Here is a 20,668-nt window from a genome sequence, read left to right as displayed (position 1 = left end):
TATCCCATAATTAATTCCAACTAACTAGACTTAGTATCTGTTGGCTTTGTTGGGTTTGTGAACAATAAAGCTGAGAATTTGGCACTGCTTGATGTTGTCAAAACCCACAACACGGATATAGCTGGTGTTGAATTGAGAACGGCATCCTTGAACTTCGCTCAATACTTCTTGAGTAGATTTAGCACCGAACAAAGGTAGTTTCCACAATGTCCAATATAATTCTGTTGGCTCAGAAGTTTCGTTGAACTCGATCGCTGGAATGTAACCTTGATTCAAAATGTACTGAATCTGCTTGGCAATTTGAGCGTCAGTCAGGGGTGGCAGATAAGAAAGGGTTTCGTAACGACGCTCTTTTGGTAAAGTTTGCATAGCTTTTGATAATGGGTTGCGATTTTTTACTACTAGGTTGAGCGAACTAATTGGATAAGTTATCCAAATTCGGATCTGAAGTTGCTTGCTGTTCTGGTTGCAGACTGGGGTTAGATGTATCTACTACTTGTGTGATGCGTTCTAAATGCTGGCGACGTTGCTCCATATTGCCTTGCTGAATGCCGGTGCGAACCATTTCCGGTAAAAATTCTGCAATTTCTTCGGCAATGTGTTCTCTGACAGTCATGATTCGCAAAGCCAAATCTGGTTTTTCTCTCAACAGTTGCTCAATGAATGACTCACCATTTTGAATTTTGCCAGACGAAAAGTTATGCAACCAAAGTTCTAATGGCGGATTAGTTTCGCCTAGCTGTGCCAATACTGTCCTTAGAGCCTGATAAGTCAGATAGCTTTGGAGAGTTTTGGCTGTGTCCTTCGCAATTTGCTTAAGATTCATGCTTGACCCCAGCCCTGAAGAGTTATGAATTATGAGTTATGAGTTATGAATTAATGCAAATCCTAACTCTTAACTCTTAACTCTTAACTGTTAACTCAGATCAGACGGTATCCATTGCTTCAAACTCGAACTTGATTTCTTTCCACAGTTCGCAAGCAACAGCCAGTTCAGGAGACCACTTGGCAGCTTCGCGGATGATATCGTTACCTTCACGAGCCAAGTTGCGGCCTTCGTTACGAGCTTGAACAACGGCTTCCAAGGCGACACGGTTAGCGGTTGCCCCAGGAGCGTTACCCCAAGGATGTCCCAGAGTACCACCACCGAATTGTAGTACGGAGTCATCACCAAAGATTTCTACTAGCGCGGGCATGTGCCATACGTGGATACCACCAGAAGCAACTGCCATTACACCAGGTAGAGAAGCCCAGTCTTGGGTAAAGTAAATACCACGAGACTTGTCTTGCTCAATGTAGTTTTCACGCAACAGGTCAACGAAGCCCATTGTGATGCCGCGCTCACCTTCCAACTTACCAACTACGGTGCCGGTGTGGATGTGGTCGCCACCAGACAAACGTAGAGCTTTAGCCAATACACGGAAGTGGATACCGTGGTTCTTTTGACGGTCGATTACAGCGTGCATCGCACGGTGAATGTGCAACAAGATACCGTTATCGCGGCACCAACGAGCCAATGTGGTGTTAGCGGTGAAACCTGCGGTCAGGTAATCGTGCATGATAATGGGCTGTTTGAGTTCTTTAGCGTACTCAGCCCGCTTCAGCATTTCTTCACAGGTGGGGGCGGTGACGTTTAGGTAGTGACCTTTGATTTCACCGGTTTCTGCTTGGGCTTTGTTGATAGCTTCAGAAACGAACAAGAAGCGATCGCGCCATCTTTGGAATGGTGCGGAGTTGATGTTTTCGTCGTCTTTGGTGAAGTCCAAACCACCGCGCAAGCACTCGTATACAGCGCGTCCGTAGTTCTTAGCGGAAAGACCCAATTTGGGCTTAATGGTACAACCCAGTAAAGGACGACCGTATTTGTTTAACTTGTCGCGCTCAACTTGGATACCGTGAGGAGGCCCTTGGAAGGTCTTGATATAAGCTACTGGAAAGCGGATATCTTCTAGACGTAATGCACGCAGAGCTTTGAAACCAAATACGTTACCGACGATTGAGGTCAATACGTTGGTTACAGAGCCTTCTTCAAACAAGTCCAAAGGATAGGCAACGTAGGCAATATATTGGTTGTCTTCGCCGGGAACTGGTTCGATGTCATAGCAACGACCTTTGTAGCGATCGAGGTCGGTGAGCAAATCTGTCCACACAGTTGTCCAAGTACCTGTGGAAGATTCAGCCGCTACAGCCGCACCTGCTTCTTCGGGAGGAACACCAGGCTGAGGTGTCATGCGGAACGCAGCTAGAAGATCGGTATCTTTTGGTGTGTAATCGGGTGTGTAATAAGTTAATCTGTAATCTTTAACCCCGGCTTGATACCCAGATTTGCTCTGAGTCTTCGTTTGAGCGTAAGACATAATTTTATCCTTCCCTGAAATCACTCTTGTTAATTATCAAACCACGTTTCGTGCAACTTTCCCTCACCGCGCTCTTTCCCCCCCTTGAGCGAAGGGAAGATAGGGAAAATTTTTGTTAGGAGTTTTCTTTGGCAAAGGTTAGCAGTTTTTTGCGGCGGACACTTTGGTAGCGGTGGTAGCCCTCCTCACCAGTGTTTTCCCCTTCTAGGAGTACACGACCTACCGCTTCTACTGTTCCCTCTTGCTAAAAATCAAAATTCTTTTTTACCTCTTCTTTGCACCCAACTAAACCTTCTCAATTTCACCAAAACTTCCGCTTTTTGCGGCTTGATTTAGATAATTACCCCATAAATCGGGATATTCAGGGGATTGGGCTTGGCTGGCACACATTCCCGCTTTTAAACTCCCTATATCTTCTTCCTTGATGGAAAAGATACCAGAAAAGAATTTACTTGACACAGATTTAGCAAAGTGGTGAGCGAAAGATAAAAAAATTGCACGCCACGTAATTTGTAACTTGTCTCACAATATATCAAGAATTCGATAAGTTATTCTTTGAAAGTTTTTAACTTATCTATTTAATTTTGTTATTACATAAAGATTTAAACTTTTTGTTACAAATGCTTTACAAAGTGTCATAAGTAGTATTTGAGGACTGGGAAATAAATATTTAGGAATACTTTCTTATTACCCAATGCCCAATGCCCAATACCCAATGTTTAAAAAATCCTAGCTAGGGGAACACTGGAATTAACCCAAAGCCAGTTTCGGTAACGGCTATGGATACTGTCTCCAAAGGGAATGTCACCGTGGTATTGTTTTGCAAGCGTACTAGTTTATTGATTACTTCTATCCTGCTGGGGTTGATCGCTTTACCAAGTATGGGATGGGCACAAAAAACCCCTGACGTTAATTCATCTGATGTAGCCCCCGCTTATCCACCTTCTGCACCGCCTCCGCGAGTAGAACCCTTACCCGATGAGCGAGGAGTGCAAGAACATTCGCCAGAAACAGATTATCGAGTCGGTAATTTGCTGCAAGATGTTACAGGTAATCTTTGGGTAGGTTCTTGGCGCGGACTATCGCGGATTGATCCTAAAACTGGCAAGATTATTTCTCGTGTTAGCTTACCAAATGTTGCTATTGGTGCTTTAGCCCAAGATAAAGTAGGACGTTTGTGGGTGGGAAGTTATGAAGGATTAATCCGAGTAGACCCCCGCACTAGCGAAATCACCGCGCAGAATTTATTTTTGCCTTCTAAACGCGTGTTGTCACTGTTACTTGACAAGCGGGGTTATTTGTGGACTGGAACTGATAGCGGTTTAGCTCTAATTAGTCCCGACCAAGGCTTGATTATGACAACATTAAAAAATCTGCCTGGTGTCAGCGCCAACGCCCTGACTTTAGATGCTGAAGGTCAACTGTGGGTTGGCACTCTTGATGGATTGGTGCGGGTAAATACTGCTAGTGCAAGGGTTATGAAGCGAATAGCCGATTTACCAGGGACAACCGTACAAGCTTTAGCTATCAGTCCAGAAGGGTTAATTTGGGCAGGAATGGCGAATAATTTGCTAGTTATTAACCCAAAAACTGGCGCAGTGTTGCGGTCTGTAACTCGCTTACGTGGGCGTGACGTGAAAGCTGTACGTTTTGCTAAAGATGGTAGTCTCTGGGTAGGGACTAGTAATGGTTTGTTACGATTAAATCCAAATACGGGAGCTGTGTTAGATGCAGAAGTTGCTGGACTTCCTTCTAGTCGGGTTCTTACCCTTGCACCTGACATCGCTAATAAATTATGGATAGGTACTAGTGAAGGTCTAGCTTGGTTAATGCCCAAAACGGACAGTGCAAAACCCCATATTGCTTTCAGTCGCGCCGTTAAATGATTAGTTAAGAGTTATGAGTTAGGAGTTATAAGTTAAAGAATTTTTGAAATTGAAAACTCCTCATTCCTAACTCAGCACGGGCTAAACGCCCCGCTTCCGCTAACAGCACTCAGCACTCAGCACTAAAAATATGGCAATCACTACCCAGCAATTAATTCAATGGAAACAACAAGGACGTTCAATTGTGGCGTTGACCGCCTGGGATTATGCGATCGCTCAACTCCTCGACGCAGCTGGTATAGACTTAATCCTTGTGGGTGACTCTATGGCAGTAGTTCTAGGGTATGAAACAACACTGCCGATAACTTTAGATGAAATTATCTATCATGCCAAATCTGTGCGCCGTGGGGTTAAGCGGGCATTAGTAGTTGTAGATTTACCATTTCTGACGTATCAAGAAAGTCTCCAACAAGCGATGCACTCAGCTGGGCGGGTATTAAAGGAAACAGGCGCTCAAGCGGTAAAGTTAGAAGGTGGCTATCCAGCAATGGCCGAAACTGTGGCTCGTTTAGTACAAGCCGGAATCCCAGTCATGGGTCATGTGGGTTTGACACCGCAATCAATACATCAACTGGGTTTGCGACAACAAGGAAAGACGCAAGAAGCCAGTGAGAAGATTTTACAAGAAGCGATCGCTCTCGAACAAGCAGGTGTATTTTCTCTCGTGTTAGAGCATATACCCGCAGATTTGGCAATGCAGATTTCCCAAAAATTGAGTATTCCCACAATTGGTATCGGTGCGGGAATTCACTGTGATGGACAAGTTTTAGTTACTTCAGATGTCCTTGGACTGGCAGAAAAGCATCCACCATTTGCCAAAGTTTATACAAATTTGCGCGAGACGATTACCAAAGCTGTGCAAGATTACGCTGTGGAAGTGCGAGAGCGGAAGTTTCCTGAGAAAAGTTAAAGAAATAAGCTGCTAATCGAGAACATAAAAAACCCCGACTTGATAGCCGAGGTAAATGGGAGAAGTCCAAATGTCGATGGAATATTGTAAAACCGAAGTCTGTTTTTCTTAGTTAATACCCAATGCAACCAAAACTAGATAGGCAATAGACAAGGTGCAATTTCAGCTATGCAGCTTACTTTGGGGCTTTGCTAAGTTATGTAAATTAATATAACAACAATATTACAAATAGTCAACTAGACTTGACAAACAAAGGCTGATATATTTTATAAGGACTACTTATCAACGCAGTACAATCCGCAAATAAAACGGGTGTGCTGGGTAAGATAGTGCAATAAAAACGAGAACTGATCTTTTGGGGAGTAGAAAAAGTAAGCGATTAGCTGCACAATTCAGAGTAGGTGGAATTAAGCCAAAAATTTGAGAAGCTAGCTACTAGATCGCCAAAGTCTTTACAATTCCCTTGTTGACTCAAAAAGTATTTCTCGACCTATGACGAATCAAGCTCCTATCCCGGTTATTGTCAACGGTGCTGCTGGCAAAATGGGCCGTGAGGTAATTAAGGCTGTGGCGCAAGCGCCTGACTTAAACCTAGTGGGTGCAATTGACCACAGTTTGGAACATCAAGATAAAGACGCTGGAGAATTGGCAGGTTTAAGCGAACCTCTGGAAGTGCCGATTACCAATCAATTAGAACCGATGTTGGGATATGTGGCTGGCGACAGACAATCTCCTCCAGGGGTAATTGTAGACTTTACCCATCCTGACTCAGTTTATGACAATATTCGCAGTGCGATCGCTTACGGTATTCGTCCTGTAGTTGGCACCACTGGCTTAAGTTCAGCACAAATTCAAGACTTGGCAGACTTTGCCGACAAAGCTAGCACTGGTTGTCTAATTATTCCTAATTTTTCCATTGGTATGGTGTTATTGCAACAAGCTGCGATCGCAGCCTCAAAATATTTTGACCATGTAGAAATTATCGAACTGCATCACAACCAAAAAGCTGATGCTCCCAGTGGTACTGCCATTCAAACGGCGCAGTTATTAGGAGAATTGGGTAAAACTTTTAACCCTGCTCTTGTAGAAGAAACGGAAAAATTAGCAGGTGCGAGGGGAAGTATCGCAGAAGAAGGGATTAGAATTCATAGCGTCCGCTTGCCGGGATTGATTGCCCACCAAGAAGTTATTTTTGGCGCAGCCGGACAGATTTATACTTTACGACATGATACGAGCGATCGCGCTTGTTATATGCCAGGAGTGCTACTAGCGATTCGCAAAGTCTTAGCGCTAAAGTCGTTAGTATATGGATTAGAAAAAATACTTTAAACACACTCTCAGCACTCATGTTAGTACCACTGACTCGCCAGAAATTTGAACAAGTTGTCCCCCTAATTGCCACTGGTTTGCAGTACAAGTACTACTGGGGGAAATTCTCAAATTTTTTGCAACGGCTGTTAATTTCTGTAGTTTCTGTAGTTGTTATTTTGCTTGTAACAGTCGTTTTCAAGCTTGAGTTTGCTTCAATAGTATTTGTGCTAGGGGTAGTTAGCACTTTTTTTTGGTTGTGGTATCCAGTGTTTCAAGCAAGTATGCGGAATTTGCAATGCCGCCGTTATAAGTACGGCGGCTTTTTCCGTGGTCGAGTCCTAGATTGGTGGATTACAGACCAGTTAGTAGGTAAAACCGAAACAGTCAACAACAAAGGCGAATTGGTGATTGTAGAAAATCGGGAAAAACAGATAAATTTAGAGATTGGTGATGACACAGGATTTACCATTGAATTTGTAGCACCATTACGTCCTGCTCACAAAATTATTACTCGTGGTCAAATTGCAGAAATGGTAGTGATGTCAAATCGTTCAGATTTGAGCAGTATTGAAGAATATAGCGATATATACTTTCCTAATCGTGACCTATGGGTTAGCGATTATCCTTATCTGCGGCGGGATTTCTTTAACGAAGTCGGTCGCCGCTTGCGTGAAGACCAACAACAAAAGCCGCGTCGGCGTCGTAGAGTAGAAGATTGATTAACAAGTATTCAAAAAGACGTAAGGTACAGACCTACATTAATTATGAGCCTGAACTGTACCTCTTGCCTTCTTGCTAACGAGAACATCCAACTTTGATAAGTTTCCCTTGCAAACGATAATTTACCGTCCCACAAACAAAACCTGCCGATTTAGGTTCTACATAAGACCGCGTTGGCGGATTTTGTTTATCTAGTCGCGATTTCCAATCCCTAGATATTTTGTCTAGAGTAGGATACTTTCTTAAAAACTGTGAGTTTGCAACAATATCGTGAGATCCCTTAACAGTTACTTTAGAACTATTGATGTATATATTATAATCATAAATAACATTTTTATTCTTAGTGTTGATATTAATATCCTTCCCAGGAAAAGCATAGAGAATGTTATTTAAAATTCTGACATCAGATGAAGTATGAGCAAATATTTGCCCACCTTTGATTTCTGGACTTTGATTATTTAAAACCGCTGTGTTATTTACAATATCAACATGCTCGCTTAAAAAAGCATGAATACCCGATCCACCATTGTTAAATGCAAGATTATTTTTAACTAAGGTACGTCCTTTATATGCACCTAATTTGGAGTCGTTGTCATTTCTTGTACTATCGATAATAATGCCATTACCGTCTGTAATCTTTCCAACTGCAATCCAAGGGATGTACATACGATTGTTATAAGTCCTGTTGTTGGTAACAAACATCTTGTATCCCTGCTTGTTGTCAAAATTCCAATTGCTCAACATCGAGATGCCACTGCAACCATAAACACTGTACCAGGCATTATCGAACACCACATTATTATCTATCGTCACATAGTCCGATTGAATCGCTGAAATACCTGCTCCTCCACACCCATGCACTTTGTTGTTGACAATACGTATATGGTGACTATGACCATTTTTCCGTCCATCCACATTTATACAGTTTCCACTTGTCAGTGGGTTTAGTTTGTTAGTTTTCTCACTCATTGCATAATCAAGGGTTATGTTGGCATTGTTTCCTACGACCTCCAACCCATTGATCTCAATATAAGAAGCTCCATTTGAAATTAGGATACCATTCCAGGCATTATGCTGAATTTTTGGTAAATGTCCAGGATATGCTTTATACCTAATCCAGGCATTTGCAGTTCCAGAACGTTTAATACTTATTACACTCCCAGCTTTAGGTGAATTTGTATATACTCCGTTCATAATCAAAACTGTATCGCCAGGGTTGGTAAGGTCTGCGGCTTTTTGAATTGTCCTAAAGGCTGATGAAGTAGAAAGTCCGCTATTTTTGTCGTTTCCAGTACCACTAACATAGTATGTTTTCTGAGTCGCTTTAGTGCTGATTAGCTCACGACGAGATAAGCTCATATCCTGGTGAAGAGATACCTGACGGACGGTTTCAACTAAAGATGCTTTTATCCTTTCTGCGTTAGCCAAAAGAATTAATCCTACAGGAATTACCAGATATGCGCTTAAACCGAAACCTCGAATTCCCACGATAAAAGGCTCCTTTGTTAGCACTACTTAATAAAAGTATCAGGATATCCAGTAATTTTGAATACTCTTTTGGATACAAAATAGAATAGAGCCAACTTTCCTAGTACAACACGGCGTAAATAAACCACCCATTCCAAATTAATGAAACGCTTACGCTGTATTCATTTTTAATTTTTAATTTTTAATTCCGCCTTGCGGTACTAGCTCCCTTGATTTCCATCTTGTCCATAGGCTTGCCAAGCCAAGTCTACCAATCCATCAACGATCGCAGCTGCTATAACTGCATTCCCTTTGCGACTGTCAATCGTAATATGAGGTACTAGAGAGTCTTGTAAGCGCTCCTTAGCTTCATCAACATTTGCAAATCCCACTGGAGTCGCAATTATTAAAGCAGGTCTAATATCCTCAGCCTCAATTAAATCCACTAATGCTGTCAATGCCGTTTGCGCTTGACCCACTACAAAAATACCCTCTGGATAACGCTTTGCTAAAGTTTCTATTCCCCATGCAGCGCGAGTTTTTTCTTTTTGGGGACGCGTTAGAGCTTCCATACTGCAATACAGCGGATTAGCAAAGGTGTTTTGAATGTCGTAGGCAATACCTACTTGTACCATCGGCACATCTACCACAATCGTGGTACGTGCGGCTAGTGCTGCTGCTCCAGCTTGCAAGGCACGCTCAGAGAAACGAATCAAAGACTTATACTCAAAGTCAGCCGTGGCATAGATTACCCGACGCACAATCTCATACTCTGCGGGAGAAAAGACATGATCGCCAATTTCACTATCAATAATTGCTAAACTTTGAGCATCAGTTACGTGCCATTCCATTTTTGTTGAGCTTCTCAAATATTAGCTTTCAGCTTATCAGCTTCAGAGAGTTAAGAGTTAGGAGTTATAAGTTAATTAAACTACTCACTCCTACGTACTCACTCATAACTCATTACTGGAAGAAGACCGACTGAAAATAGGAGATAGGTAGGCAACCAAGACGCCAATGAGAAACCCGGAGATATTGCGAGTTAGAGGTACCCAGTCGCTTGTACGTGTCACCACTGGCCCAATGCCAAAGGCAATAAACAAGATTCCCCACAAAGGTGAGAAAATTAAAGCCCATTGCCAAGCGAAAACTTGGCCTTTATCACGGGGTTGAGCTGCAAATCCACAAATCACCCCACCAATCACTGAGCTAATCAAGGTGAGAATCCACTGCTCTCGCGGCAGTCCGGGGACAACATTGCAACCCCCCTTAAGTAAACAGCCTTTAACTGATTCTAAGGCTTGCAGAATGGCTTGATCTTCGCCTTGTTCGCGGACAAAGTACAAGTTACCGAAGCGGGTTTGCAATTCTATCCAGAAAGTCCGGGGTAAAAGTTCATAAACAGCATCGCCGACACTAAAGCTAAGGATGTTACCGCCACGAGAATCGGCAACTAATAGAATGCTTTTGTCATCCAAACCCCAATATTTGATAACTGCGCGACCTGGGGTGCGGTCATACTGGGTCAATACTCGCAGTTTCCAACCTGTGTCGGCTTCAAACTGCTCTAAATCTTTAACCAGCTTTTCTTCTTGCAGCACAGGCAGAGATTTAGCTAAGTCTACAACTGGGGTAAAGGTATCAGGAAGTAACTCAGGATTGTCATAAGCCAATGCTGGGGGAGAATGCATGACCCAAATCGACCCAGCCAGAAAAAATATTGCAATGGATATCAGAATTCGTCGCCAAAAACAAGATTGCATGGACGTTTTTATACAAATATTAACGGTAGAGTGAACAAGTTGTTTAAAAGAGTACTGTAAAAATGATAGTTCTTTACACTTGTTTACTTTACTCTAATCTAGGGGATCAAAGCAAAAGGTTTTTGGGGAGTGGAGAATAGATTATTTTATTTTTATTTACAGATTAGGCAATCAAAGGTTAATCTTCATCATCGAAATTGTTTTCCCAGCCAGCAGCCTCGTTATAACCGTCATTAACTCGGTATACCTCTGCTTTGCTACGACGATTTTCTTGCCTCAGGACTTCTCGTTCTCGCAACGTTAAAGGTGGTTTTTCGTTGCTTGGCAAGCGATCGCCTGTTCGTCTTGCAGGTTTTTGGCGCGTGAGATTTCTCCACGCAGCTTTCACGCCAACAACAATAGTACGTGTACCTACTTGCAGATTTTGAGCCTGAATTCTTGCACTATCAAGACTTTTGTCAACTTGTTTTACAACTTGACTAGCACTTTTGACACCTTCACTGACATCATCAGTTAAGTCTGTGATTTCTAAGCCAGTCACGCGGATAGCTTCTAGAGTGGGTGGTAACTCCCGTGATAGGGTATCAAATAGCTTTTCTGCACTACGAGCCGCACGTGCTAACTCCTGCAAAGCCGGTATTGCCGCCACTAAAACCGCAGTCAAGCTTGTGGCGACTAAAAGTAAAGAGAGTCCCAACCAAAACAGGGGTTCAATCACGATTGTGTCATTTATGAGCGTTCTAATTGCTGGGGAAGCGAATCTGAGTCTTCAGCAAATGTTTGTCGCTTCAAGACTTGGTTTTCCTGCTGACTGGCATCTACACCGGCTGCGATCGCTTCCCGTAATCTATCTAAAGTCTCATCCCAATTTCGTAGGGCGCTAGCAGAGAGACGATCTGCCTGGATTTGCACACTCGTTGATAAATCTTCTGCCAATTCTGGGATAGCATTAGCAGATTTTTTCAAAATTTTCCGCGTTTCGCGCCCTGTGCGTGGAGCCACGAGCACACCAGTCAAAGCACCGATGGTAGCTCCCAGCATCAAACCGCCAACAAATACTCCAGAACGGTTATTAGACATCTTATTGTTTCTCTCCTTACACCTATTTTAGGTGGGTTTTCTCCCCTTGTAAGACTCCACCGATTTTATTCAGTTGATCTATCGTGACAAAATATCAGCCATAAATGTTGCTTTTATTCATTAATTAATATAAAAAGCATTAATTACTTATAATTCCAAATTTTTCATGTCTCCAAAAGTTTTAATACCTCCGGTAAGCCTTCTGGCGGGCGTTTCTTTGTATTAACACATCCCTCGCAGTTCCGTACCCTTCTCCTAATGGAGATGCTGCATCAAGGGCGGTAGCCCCTGCACCCTCAGAAAGCAAGTTAGACGATCTCCATGTCAGCCCTAATTATAAATGTTCATGTGAACCTGACATAACTCATTTTGCAACTGTTCTTTTCCCAGATATTAACTCTAGCTTCGGAAAATAACGCTGCCAGATTTGCCGTCCTAGCAAAAGTAGACTGATAATTTGCCGCACTTGTTGAATTTGTATTTGTAGCGCTTGATTTCTCTGCCGTAAGTTATAAATATTCTGCTGGCTGAGATAAATATTTTCGGGTGCTTTGTTCAGTGCTGCATGGGTACAACTTTCATAGGCGGTTAAGCTATCTGCGATGTATGCTAGCTGCTGCTTTAATTGACACACCCGCCAAGCCACATAGAGTAGTATCACCGAAATCAGGGTGTTAACTAGGATAACTAAAATTATCATTGTTTATCTTCACCAATATTAGCTTTGAGGAATTGTTCTATATATTTGATTTGGCTCTGATTTAATGATGAAGAAACTAGAGGATAAAAATTATGGCACAAAGTACAACCTAGATTATAGTAATAAAGTATTGCAAGGCTTTACTAGGTGAAAATTAGTGTAACAAAGGCTGATGGCTAAAAACTCGCCAATTTGCCAATTTTGTAACAATGATATATCCACACATTGCAAAACCACAGCTACAATTGCCTTAGATTCACGACTCGGTTTGCGAAATCAACCCGTATGCTCAATAAGCCCCATCATGACTACATTCCACTACTTAAGCTGATAATCCTAGTCAATTTGCGACCTTTGTGGTAAACAAGCACAATGGCATAGTCCCTTCAAAAGGCGGTGAGAGAACTACACCCTTGGAGGCTCCCCAGCATTGCATTTATTATTGTGCTTCTACCTCTACCAGTTTTCCAGCCTGTCGCGTAAAGTTAACTAATATTTTGCCTCTAAAAACCTCACTAGTACAACACGGCGTAAGTAAACCACCTATTCTAAATCAATGAAACGCTTACGCTGTATTCGTTTTGAATTTTTAATTTTGATTCCGCCTTGCAGTACTAGTGGTTCATCAACCAGAAAGTGCTGGGTGTGGACTAGGGAAAGTGGGAAAAGGAAGAGTCTATATAATTCCTCTTGCCTTAGCTTTACCCTTTTGTTAGCCAAGAGCTTCTGCATCTCACCTTAACTTTAACCTGAAGACTTTTCCCTAGTATTTCACTAATACTTGAATAATAATTATTTTTCTTACACATCCAGTAGGAGTTGAGGATGTCAAAAAAATCACCATTGAATAATTTTTTTCCAGCTATTCTTGTTGCATTGACAATTGGATTTGTTGGATGTGGAAATCAAGCTGCAAGAACTGCATTTACTCAGACGACCACCCAGGTAGATGAGAACCTCCCCCAAGTTGTAGCAACTACAAGTGTATTGTGTGACTTAACCCGACAGGTTGCCGGGAATACAGTTAACCTCACCTGCTTAATTTCTCCTACTACCGACCCGCAATTTTATAAACCAAAACCGGAAGATCGTAAAGCCATTGAGCGAGCTAATCTTATTCTTTATACTGGTTACAATTTTGAACCAAATCTGATCAAGTTAATTAAAGCAACTAAAAACTCTGCACCGAAAATAGCTGTCGGTCAACTGGCAGTGCCTAAGCCACAAAAATTTCAGATAGGTGATAAGAGTGTAACTGATCCTCATATTTGGCACAATGCCAAAAATACTATCAGAATGGTGGAGGTAATTAATAGTAATCTGAGGAAATTAGAATCTAATGATGCAGAGGCTTATATTAGCAATACTAAAAAAATCACAAATGAACTTACTCAACTAGATAGCTGGATTAAGTCAAGAATTGCCAGTATTCCTACGAAAGAACGCAAGTTAGTTACAACCTCTGATGCACTGAGTTATTATGCCAAAGTATACGGTATCTCATTGGCGGGGGGATTGCAAGGTATTAGTACTAACGAAAAACTCACAGCCGAACGAGTCAAAAATTTGGCTACAAACATTAAACGGGCTAAAGTATCAACAATTTTTGCTGAGGTAGAAATTAATCCTAATTTGATTCAATCTGTAGCCACAGAAGCCGACGTGAAAATTTCTAACAGGAAGCTTTATGCTGAGGGACTTGGCGAACCAGGAAGCGACGGTGACACTTATCAAAAAATGATGATTGCTAATACACGCACAATTGTGGAAGGACTTGGAGGGACGTATTTGATGTTTGAAGCGAAACCTTCTAGATAGCTATAACATCAATTCAGTAATCCTAACTATAAAACTCCTTTATCAGGTGTCTACCATACCAATGCTTTACTTTGTATCTCTTTGATGAACCCATTTTTCCCATCCATATATCCGATGATATCTTTAGGATACTGCTTTGCTAACTCACGTTTTAATTGACTATATTTATGTGCATCTTCGAGATGTGCAATCATATAATCCCGAAATGCTAAGTGTCGTTTTACTTCCGATGATTTAGCCGTGAAGGTGTGAATATGATGCGTCCTTGTACCTATTGTATTATTCTTACGAAAGAAGCGGCGACCTGGTATGCCAAACTCACCCATTACTTCATAACCTAACGCTTCCATACCCAAACTACAATCATCTACTTTGGCAATATTTTCAACTTCAACCAGCAAATCAATAATGGGTTTCGCGTAGATATGTGGAATTGCTGTGCTACCAATATGATGAATAGCAACTACATTTTCACCTAGTATAAGCGCAACACGCTTTGATTCATGGTCAAATTTGCTGCGCCATTTCAAATCATGCGGCACTACTTCTATTTTCATCAAGATTTAGCAAAAATATTTTTGAAATGGAGATGATAGATGTATAAGACATCACACATCGCTTCACTTACTATTGAATCCAAAATCTAAAATCTAAAATTGACTCACCATCCCCAAGTACCAGGAGTGCCTTTAAATGGCCCAACAATATCACTGGTTATCCAACCACCGTAGAAGTTACCTGGTTGTGGTTGCACTTCTTCGCCATTCACGTAACATTTATCCATGACATGAGCGTAAAAAGCTACATAGTCCTTGATAGATTCAAAGGCTGGTGTGGGATTTTGGTAAAACCAACCAGCATTATGGACTTCTTTTTCACCAACTCGGATTGTATAGTAATTAGCATTTCCCTTCCACTCACAACAACTAGATTGCGGAGTCAGATGTAGATATTCCATTTTGATATCCGCAGGGGGAATGTAGTAAGAAGGAGGATGACTAGTTTCTAAAACACGTTTAGCATTGTGAGTATCTGCAATTATTATTCCATTAAAGATTATTTGGATATGTTTATTTGTGTCCTCCAGACGAGGAGGACGGGGGTAATCCCAAACTGATTCTTGTCCGGGAGCAGGTTCGATGCGTTGAGAATTAACCATCATTAAGAGTGCTGAGTGCGGGGCATTTAGCCTGTGCTGAGTGAGTATTGAGCAAGGAAAACTACTTAGTATTTATATACTAAGTGAAGCAGCAACTCTCCTTGTGGAGTCACTGCGGTCTTTTAACTCAACACTCTTTATCGTACTTCTTTAAGAGCATCAACTTGCTTGGTAAATAACTCAGTGAATAAACTAAGTACAGTCCGTTCTTCGCGCACTTTTATATTGGCACTGATGGACATACCTGATTGCAAGTTGACATTTTTACCCTTAATTACTAAAAATTGCCTATCTAATGAGAGTTTTGCCGGAAATCTGTAAAACTGATGGGTTTGGTCTGGCGGTAATGCGTCTGAACCTATGCCAATCACTTCCCCTTTGATATCGCCAAACTCGCTGTAAGGAAAGGAGTCAATTCTGACATCTACCTTCATGCCTTTTCGCACAAATCCAATATCTTTGTTAGTTATGAAAACTTCAGCTATATAGCTTTCATTTGGGACAATTTGCAGCAATTTTGTAGTTGGAGTTGCTACAAATCCAGGATTTTTCGCTTGTAAATCGAAAACTGTTCCAGCTACAGGCGCACGGAGTTCTTGATATTTAACGTTTAATTGTGATTGAGATATTTTACTATTGACATCTGCCAAACGCTGCTCATTATCCAGCAAAACTTTCATGAATTGGCTATCGATTGTGGCAATACGCTGTTTGTTATCAGCTATTTTATCCAAAATATTTTTATCAGAAACAGCCACCGTATTGCTTGCTTGTTGTTGTCCTTTTTCTATATCAAACTGGAGGCGTTTTAGTTCTTCACCTAGTTGCGCTACTTCTGCCGTGCGGTTTTGTACTTCTTGTTGCTGGTTGAGGTACTGAAGTTGAGAAATACCGCCTTCTTCTGCTAATATTTTCAGCTTCGTTAAAATCCCCTGTTGAATAGCTAAACTTGCTTTGCTATCTTCCAGTTTAATTTGGTTTTGAGTAAGTTGCTTTCTGGTTTTTTCTACTTCAAATAGTGCCGCAGAAGACCGAGAGTCTAATTCCTTTTTAGCAACTCGTAGAAGTTGTTGTTCATCAATTCCTAATTTAGAATCTTGACCAGAGTTTTTTAATTGAGTCCGAAATAATTCATTTTCTGCTACTAAGGCTGCTCGGCTTTTTAACAGAAAAGCAGTTTCTTGTGGCAAATTGCCGCGCAAATATAATAGTTCAGAACCGGTGGCGGTACTTGCACTCATCAATCGGCGATAAATTTGGTTTTCTTTAATTAATGCAAGGCGAATTTTCCTCAAAGAACTTAATTCGGCTACAGAAGCGATAGAATCAAAAGTTAGCAATAAATCTCCTGGCTTAACATCTTGTCCTTCTTTAACATTAACTGTTTTCACCACTCCACTAACAGGAGCCTGAACTTCTTTGACTGTTCCTTGCGGCTTTAATTGCCCTGTTGCTGGCACTACTTGCTCAATTTTTGCAAAATAAGTCCAAGCAATTCCAAAACAGGCTAGTCCTATAAGTGTAGCCATGATTGTACGCGACCAAATTGGAGATTGGCGCAAGACAATAGATTGCTCAAATTCCTGATTGTTTGAGTTATTTAAAGACTGTTGAGCAGCTTTCTGTTGTTTTGTAAGTATCTGTGAATCTTGCTTCACTCCATTTTTCTGATTGCCGTTGAGGTGATTCCCATTAATTTGAGTCATAACAATTTTGGATTTTGGATTTTGACTTTTTTGTAGAGTGGGCAATGTTTCCCGATGCCAAAAACCTTTGCCCCCAAGAATGACTAATTACAAGTTTACATCTTGTTGCTGATACAGGTAATAATAATGACCCTTAGTAGCCATTAATTCTTGATGGCTGCCTTGCTCTATAACCCTGCTGTTATCCATCACAACAATCATGTCTGCATTACTGACGGTATTCAGTCGGTGGGTAATAAAAAATACTGTATCGCCCTTGAATGCTTTGGCTAAGTTGAGGCATATTTGCCGTTCTGTGGGATAATCTAATGCACTGGTTGCTTCGTCTAAAACTAATAGTTTTGGTCTTTGTAAAACTGAACGAGCGATCGCAATTCTTTGTCTTTGTCCACCTGAAAGTGCAGAACCTCGCTCTCCCACCCGCGTGTTATAACCGTTGGGCAAGTTCATGATAAACTCGTGGGCACACGCAACCTGAGCCGCTTCGATAATTTCTTCGGTTGTGGCATCGGGATTAGTTAGAGCAATATTTTCCTGAACGCTGCCGTCAAACAATAACGTCTCTTGGGGAACTACGCCTATTTGTCGTCGTAGCGAATAAAGTTCCACTTTGGCAATATCATAACCATCAATCAATATTCTGCCGGACTCAGTATCGTAAAGTCTCAGCAATAACTTCATCATCGTACTTTTACCAGAACCGCTTTGTCCGACAATGCCGATAAATTTCCCTGGCTCAAATTCGAGGTTGACATTAGAAAGTTGTAGAGGGCCACTTGTACCAAAACGGAAGGAAACATTTTCGTATTTAACTGCTCCCTTAATAGTAGGTAAGGGTATATTGTAGCGGTCTGTTTCTCCTTCTTGTGGTGTATCGACAATATCGCTTAAACGTTCTAGAGACAAAGCAGTTTCTTGGAAGCTTTGCCAAAGTTGAGCTAAACGTAATATTGGGCTGGTAACGTAACCCGATATAATCCTAAAGGCAATTAATTCGCCTAATGTTAATTCTTGTTGCAGTACTAAATAAGCTCCTACCCACAAAACTAGTAAACTGCTGAGTTTGTTGAGAAAGTTACTGGTAGAATTGGCCAACGTAGAAGTCACAACTGTTTTAAAACCAGCGGCAACAAATCGAGCATAACGTTCTTGCCAGGAAAAGCGCGATCGCAATTCGATATTTTGCGCTTTTACGGTTTGAATTCCTGACATCACCTCCACTAAATAAGATTGAGTTTCGGCGTTGCGTTCGGCTTTGGCGCGTAACTGTCTGCTAATGGTGGGAGAAGCAACTAAGGTGATCACTACAAACACGGGAATTGTGCTTAAGCCAACTAACGTGAGTTGCCAACTGTAAATCAGCATTACACCGATATAGACAACTGAAAACAGAGCATCTAACCCTACTGTTAAGGCAGTACCCGTGAGAAATTGGCGGATATTTTCTAGTTCGTTGATGCGAGTGGAAAGTTCACCCACCGGTCGGCGTTCAAAATAGCGCAACGGCAGACGTAGTAAGTGGTCAATAATTTGTGACCCTAAACCCATATCAATCCGATTAGTGGTATCGACAAATAGGTAGGTTCTTAAGGTAGTTAGTACTGCTTCAAATAGCCCGACTACTAATAGTAAAACCCCCAAAATATGTAATGTGCCAATACTATTTTGAGTAATAACTTTGTCGATAATTAACTGAACGACTAGAGGATTTGCCAACGCTGCCAATTGCACGAAAAAGGAAGCGATAAAGACTTCTATTAGGACTCGACGGTGTTTTGACAAATAGGGCAGAAACCACCGTAAACTAAAACGCTCTTGGGGTGTTTCTTTGGTAGCACTGAGTAGTAATACCCGAACTTGGGGCGGAAAGTTGGTTGGATCAACCTCTAATTGTTCAACCAATTGAGCAGGTTTGCAGCGTACAATTCCTTTAGATGGCACACCTACAACCACAGTATTGGCATCAGCTACATATAAAACGGCAAAACTATCACCATAGCGAATCAGCGCAGGTGTCGGAATGCGCGTTACGGAAGCGACTGGTAGCTCTATCAACTGTGCTTTCAGTCCAATTGACTCTGCCAGGTAAGCAGTAACTTGAAACGATATAGTCCCCTGGCGTTTGATTTGCTCAGTTAAGATGCGGCGAACCACCTCTCGACGAAACGGCATTTCTAGGTGCTTCGCGATCATTTGGAAGCAAGCGAAGGCTGAATTTAGTTCTCCTTTACCACCAAAAAATGGGTATTTTTGTTTTAGCGAGTTATTTGAGCTTTGGGGGAGTGTCTGTGGAACTATTTCGTCTGATGCGTAGGGGATATCTAATTTCTCTGCGCTATCTGAGGTGGTGTCACTAACCACAAGTTCTATCTGATGACTATCTTCTAAGAGCAAATCTGACGGATGTATACCAACCAACCGCGCGGGGTTTTGACCTATAACTTGGATATTATCTCGTTCGTCGTCTGATTCTAGGCGATCGCCAGGTGACAAATCTGTGATTGCACTACCGCCACTGACAAACCAGATGCTTTCGCTATCTAGTTGGTTGAATGGAGTTTTTCCTGAAGGGAGGTAATGTATTTTCGCCTTTGGTAAGGCTTTTTCTGCCAGTTCTCTGAGATTTAAGGTAGCGATCGCTTGCTTTTGCCAATAGGAACCGATAATATCGAAAACTTCGGCCAAATAACTGCGGTTCTTACGAGCTTCGGCAAAGGCTGGGTATGAAGCTAGAAAGCTAAAATATGCTGATGCACTCAAGGTTAAACAGACTACTTCGGTGGAAGCGATCGCTGTTTCACAGGGGACATCGCGCAACAAACCAATTTCGCCAATAATTTCCCCCGGTTGTAGTAATTTGAGGGTGATTGGCATTTGCGTCTGGGGGTCGTATCCCAATAGCCGCACTTGTCCTTCATAAATGATGGTGATGCGTTCTGGGAGACTTTCTTTACCGATGATTTTCTGACCTATGCGATAGCGCCAGGCTTGTAGTTGTTCTGATAAATTAGCGATCGCTCCATCTGGTAATCGATCAAACCCCTCTAGGGTGGTGAGAAATTCGGGAAAAGTACTCTTGATATAAGTCATATCAAACAAATCGAAGGTAAAAGTGAAGAAGAAGGCTGAGAATATTACCCAGTATCTCTTTTATTAACAGTGGCAGTATTTGATTTTATGCCAGCAACAATAAGACTTATGTGGCATTTAGGTTGCCTAATTTTGTTAAATCGCAGAGGCTAATTTTGTCTAATTTCATACCTGTGTTCACTTAACAGGGTTCCTACTGTTATCTATTGTTCAAAACCAAAGATAGTCTAAATAGATCGAGGACAAGTTATCACTTGGTTAACGCCACATAATTTATACAAGTTTAAAATCAATATTTAGTATTGCAAGTATGCAGGACGGATACTCATCATCAAACCAAGATATAGAAACGTGGTTGTTAAACTTAGGGTCGCCTATTTTTAATTTATGATAATCAACCTGAAAATATCACAGATGTTTTCCTAAGTAAATACCCTAATTAAGAATTATGTAATAAAAAAAACTTTAAATTTCTAAATTATGTTTTACAAATTCTTGAATACAGGGATTGACAGTATCATTGATGGCGAAAGACAATGAACTTTCCTTGTTAAAAAATAGTACCCATGACCGATTATGAAAGAATTCTCCATCACTTTTTTGCTAGCCTAATTTAATAAGAAAAGTAAAGGCAAATATTTTTTGCTCCCCAAGAGGAATCAACTATTAAATTTATGAAGGAAAGACAAGAACTGCCTTCA

19 protein-coding genes are annotated in these 20,668 nt (G+C 41.4%); 5 read left to right on the top strand and 14 right to left on the bottom strand.

Annotated features, from left to right (window positions below; all coding sequences use genetic code 11):
- Positions 1-30 precede the first annotated feature (30 nt).
- The 4 genes from HWQ39_RS31325 to HWQ39_RS31310 all read right to left on the bottom strand — a co-directional run bounded on the left by HWQ39_RS31325 (position 31) and on the right by HWQ39_RS31310 (position 2,816).
- Complete coding sequence (locus HWQ39_RS31325; protein ID WP_292853851.1) at positions 31-369, bottom strand: ribulose bisphosphate carboxylase small subunit; 339 nt, start codon at positions 367-369, stop codon at positions 31-33.
- A 46-nt stretch (positions 370-415) separates the two neighbouring features.
- A complete protein-coding gene (locus HWQ39_RS31320; protein WP_292853850.1) occupies positions 416-826 on the bottom strand; it encodes a chaperonin family protein RbcX in 411 nt (136 codons plus the stop codon).
- A 100-nt stretch (positions 827-926) separates the two neighbouring features.
- A complete protein-coding gene (locus HWQ39_RS31315) occupies positions 927-2,357 on the bottom strand; it encodes a form I ribulose bisphosphate carboxylase large subunit (protein ID WP_292853849.1) in 1,431 nt (476 codons plus the stop codon).
- 285 nt (positions 2,358-2,642) lie between these two features.
- Positions 2,643-2,816: a hypothetical protein gene (locus HWQ39_RS31310; protein ID WP_292853848.1), complete on the bottom strand. Its 174-nt coding sequence runs from the start codon at positions 2,814-2,816 to the stop codon at positions 2,643-2,645.
- Between the two features lie 320 nt (positions 2,817-3,136).
- Between HWQ39_RS31310 and HWQ39_RS31305 the strand changes: the two genes are divergently transcribed.
- The 4 genes from HWQ39_RS31305 to HWQ39_RS31290 all read left to right on the top strand — a co-directional run bounded on the left by HWQ39_RS31305 (position 3,137) and on the right by HWQ39_RS31290 (position 7,183).
- Complete coding sequence (locus HWQ39_RS31305) at positions 3,137-4,243, top strand: two-component regulator propeller domain-containing protein (RefSeq protein ID WP_292853847.1); 1,107 nt, start codon at positions 3,137-3,139, stop codon at positions 4,241-4,243.
- Between the two features lie 130 nt (positions 4,244-4,373).
- Complete coding sequence (gene panB / locus HWQ39_RS31300) at positions 4,374-5,153, top strand: 3-methyl-2-oxobutanoate hydroxymethyltransferase (RefSeq protein ID WP_292853846.1); 780 nt, start codon at positions 4,374-4,376, stop codon at positions 5,151-5,153.
- A 492-nt stretch (positions 5,154-5,645) separates the two neighbouring features.
- A complete protein-coding gene (gene dapB / locus HWQ39_RS31295) occupies positions 5,646-6,482 on the top strand; it encodes a 4-hydroxy-tetrahydrodipicolinate reductase (RefSeq protein ID WP_292853845.1) in 837 nt (278 codons plus the stop codon).
- Between the two features lie 17 nt (positions 6,483-6,499).
- Positions 6,500-7,183: a phosphate ABC transporter permease gene (locus HWQ39_RS31290; protein ID WP_292853844.1), complete on the top strand. Its 684-nt coding sequence runs from the start codon at positions 6,500-6,502 to the stop codon at positions 7,181-7,183.
- A gap of 76 nt (positions 7,184-7,259) precedes the next feature.
- On the opposite strand, the gene HWQ39_RS31285 is transcribed toward HWQ39_RS31290, so the two are convergent.
- From HWQ39_RS31285 to HWQ39_RS31260, 6 genes are all read right to left on the bottom strand, one after another.
- Positions 7,260-8,612 carry a right-handed parallel beta-helix repeat-containing protein gene (locus HWQ39_RS31285; protein WP_292853843.1) on the bottom strand — a complete coding sequence of 451 codons (1,353 nt, stop codon included), beginning with the start codon at positions 8,610-8,612 and terminating at the stop codon, positions 7,260-7,262.
- A gap of 260 nt (positions 8,613-8,872) precedes the next feature.
- A complete protein-coding gene (locus HWQ39_RS31280) occupies positions 8,873-9,502 on the bottom strand; it encodes a precorrin-8X methylmutase (protein WP_292853842.1) in 630 nt (209 codons plus the stop codon).
- Between the two features lie 102 nt (positions 9,503-9,604).
- Positions 9,605-10,342 (bottom strand): TPM domain-containing protein, encoded by a 738-nt coding sequence (locus HWQ39_RS31275; RefSeq protein WP_292853841.1) that lies wholly within the window; start codon positions 10,340-10,342, stop codon positions 9,605-9,607.
- 250 nt (positions 10,343-10,592) lie between these two features.
- The gene (locus tag HWQ39_RS31270) at positions 10,593-11,132 is read right to left on the bottom strand and encodes a DUF948 domain-containing protein (protein ID WP_292853840.1); all 540 of its coding nucleotides are present in this window, start codon (positions 11,130-11,132) and stop codon (positions 10,593-10,595) included.
- Positions 11,133-11,143: 11 nt separating this feature from the next.
- A complete protein-coding gene (locus HWQ39_RS31265) occupies positions 11,144-11,494 on the bottom strand; it encodes a YtxH domain-containing protein (RefSeq protein WP_292853839.1) in 351 nt (116 codons plus the stop codon).
- Between the two features lie 364 nt (positions 11,495-11,858).
- Positions 11,859-12,194, bottom strand: coding sequence for a hypothetical protein (locus tag HWQ39_RS31260; RefSeq protein WP_292853838.1), 336 nt, complete (start codon positions 12,192-12,194; stop codon positions 11,859-11,861).
- 825 nt (positions 12,195-13,019) lie between these two features.
- Between HWQ39_RS31260 and HWQ39_RS31255 the strand changes: the two genes are divergently transcribed.
- Complete coding sequence (locus HWQ39_RS31255; RefSeq protein WP_292853837.1) at positions 13,020-14,012, top strand: zinc ABC transporter substrate-binding protein; 993 nt, start codon at positions 13,020-13,022, stop codon at positions 14,010-14,012.
- A 50-nt stretch (positions 14,013-14,062) separates the two neighbouring features.
- On the opposite strand, the gene HWQ39_RS31250 is transcribed toward HWQ39_RS31255, so the two are convergent.
- The 4 genes from HWQ39_RS31250 to HWQ39_RS31235 all read right to left on the bottom strand — a co-directional run bounded on the left by HWQ39_RS31250 (position 14,063) and on the right by HWQ39_RS31235 (position 19,967).
- Entirely contained in the window at positions 14,063-14,569 is a 507-nt protein-coding gene (locus tag HWQ39_RS31250; RefSeq protein WP_292853836.1) for a GrpB family protein, read from the bottom strand.
- A gap of 104 nt (positions 14,570-14,673) precedes the next feature.
- Positions 14,674-15,171 (bottom strand): DUF427 domain-containing protein, encoded by a 498-nt coding sequence (locus HWQ39_RS31245; RefSeq protein WP_292854020.1) that lies wholly within the window; start codon positions 15,169-15,171, stop codon positions 14,674-14,676.
- A 137-nt stretch (positions 15,172-15,308) separates the two neighbouring features.
- On the bottom strand, positions 15,309-16,877 hold the full coding sequence (locus HWQ39_RS31240; RefSeq protein ID WP_292853835.1) for an HlyD family efflux transporter periplasmic adaptor subunit: 1,569 nt from the start codon (positions 16,875-16,877) through the stop codon (positions 15,309-15,311).
- Positions 16,878-16,964: 87 nt separating this feature from the next.
- Positions 16,965-19,967, bottom strand: a complete 3,003-nt coding sequence (locus HWQ39_RS31235; protein ID WP_292853834.1) for a peptidase domain-containing ABC transporter — start codon at positions 19,965-19,967, stop codon at positions 16,965-16,967.
- Positions 19,968-20,668: the final 701 nt, after the last annotated feature.

Source organism: Nostoc sp. NMS8, from assembly GCF_017115045.1.
In the GTDB taxonomy this organism is placed as follows: Bacteria; Cyanobacteriota; Cyanobacteriia; order Cyanobacteriales; family Nostocaceae; genus Nostoc.
Note: the sequence above shows the minus strand (reverse complement) of the source record. Positions and strands in the feature narration are given on the sequence as shown.

Coding starts and splice junctions, on each gene's coding strand:
- HWQ39_RS31325 (WP_292853851.1), bottom strand. CDS start 369: ATGCAAACTTTACCAAAAGAGCGTCGTTACGAAACCCTTTCTTATCTG.
- HWQ39_RS31320 (WP_292853850.1), bottom strand. CDS start 826: ATGAATCTTAAGCAAATTGCGAAGGACACAGCCAAAACTCTCCAAAGC.
- HWQ39_RS31315 (WP_292853849.1), bottom strand. CDS start 2,357: ATGTCTTACGCTCAAACGAAGACTCAGAGCAAATCTGGGTATCAAGCC.
- HWQ39_RS31305 (WP_292853847.1), top strand. CDS start 3,137: ATGGATACTGTCTCCAAAGGGAATGTCACCGTGGTATTGTTTTGCAAG.
- panB (WP_292853846.1), top strand. CDS start 4,374: ATGGCAATCACTACCCAGCAATTAATTCAATGGAAACAACAAGGACGT.
- dapB (WP_292853845.1), top strand. CDS start 5,646: ATGACGAATCAAGCTCCTATCCCGGTTATTGTCAACGGTGCTGCTGGC.
- HWQ39_RS31290 (WP_292853844.1), top strand. CDS start 6,500: ATGTTAGTACCACTGACTCGCCAGAAATTTGAACAAGTTGTCCCCCTA.
- HWQ39_RS31280 (WP_292853842.1), bottom strand. CDS start 9,502: ATGGAATGGCACGTAACTGATGCTCAAAGTTTAGCAATTATTGATAGT.
- HWQ39_RS31275 (WP_292853841.1), bottom strand. CDS start 10,342: ATGCATTCTCCCCCAGCATTGGCTTATGACAATCCTGAGTTACTTCCT.
- HWQ39_RS31265 (WP_292853839.1), bottom strand. CDS start 11,494: ATGTCTAATAACCGTTCTGGAGTATTTGTTGGCGGTTTGATGCTGGGA.
- HWQ39_RS31260 (WP_292853838.1), bottom strand. CDS start 12,194: ATGATAATTTTAGTTATCCTAGTTAACACCCTGATTTCGGTGATACTA.
- HWQ39_RS31255 (WP_292853837.1), top strand. CDS start 13,020: ATGTCAAAAAAATCACCATTGAATAATTTTTTTCCAGCTATTCTTGTT.
- HWQ39_RS31250 (WP_292853836.1), bottom strand. CDS start 14,569: ATGAAAATAGAAGTAGTGCCGCATGATTTGAAATGGCGCAGCAAATTT.
- HWQ39_RS31245 (WP_292854020.1), bottom strand. CDS start 15,171: ATGGTTAATTCTCAACGCATCGAACCTGCTCCCGGACAAGAATCAGTT.
- HWQ39_RS31240 (WP_292853835.1), bottom strand. CDS start 16,877: ATGACTCAAATTAATGGGAATCACCTCAACGGCAATCAGAAAAATGGA.
- HWQ39_RS31235 (WP_292853834.1), bottom strand. CDS start 19,967: ATGACTTATATCAAGAGTACTTTTCCCGAATTTCTCACCACCCTAGAG.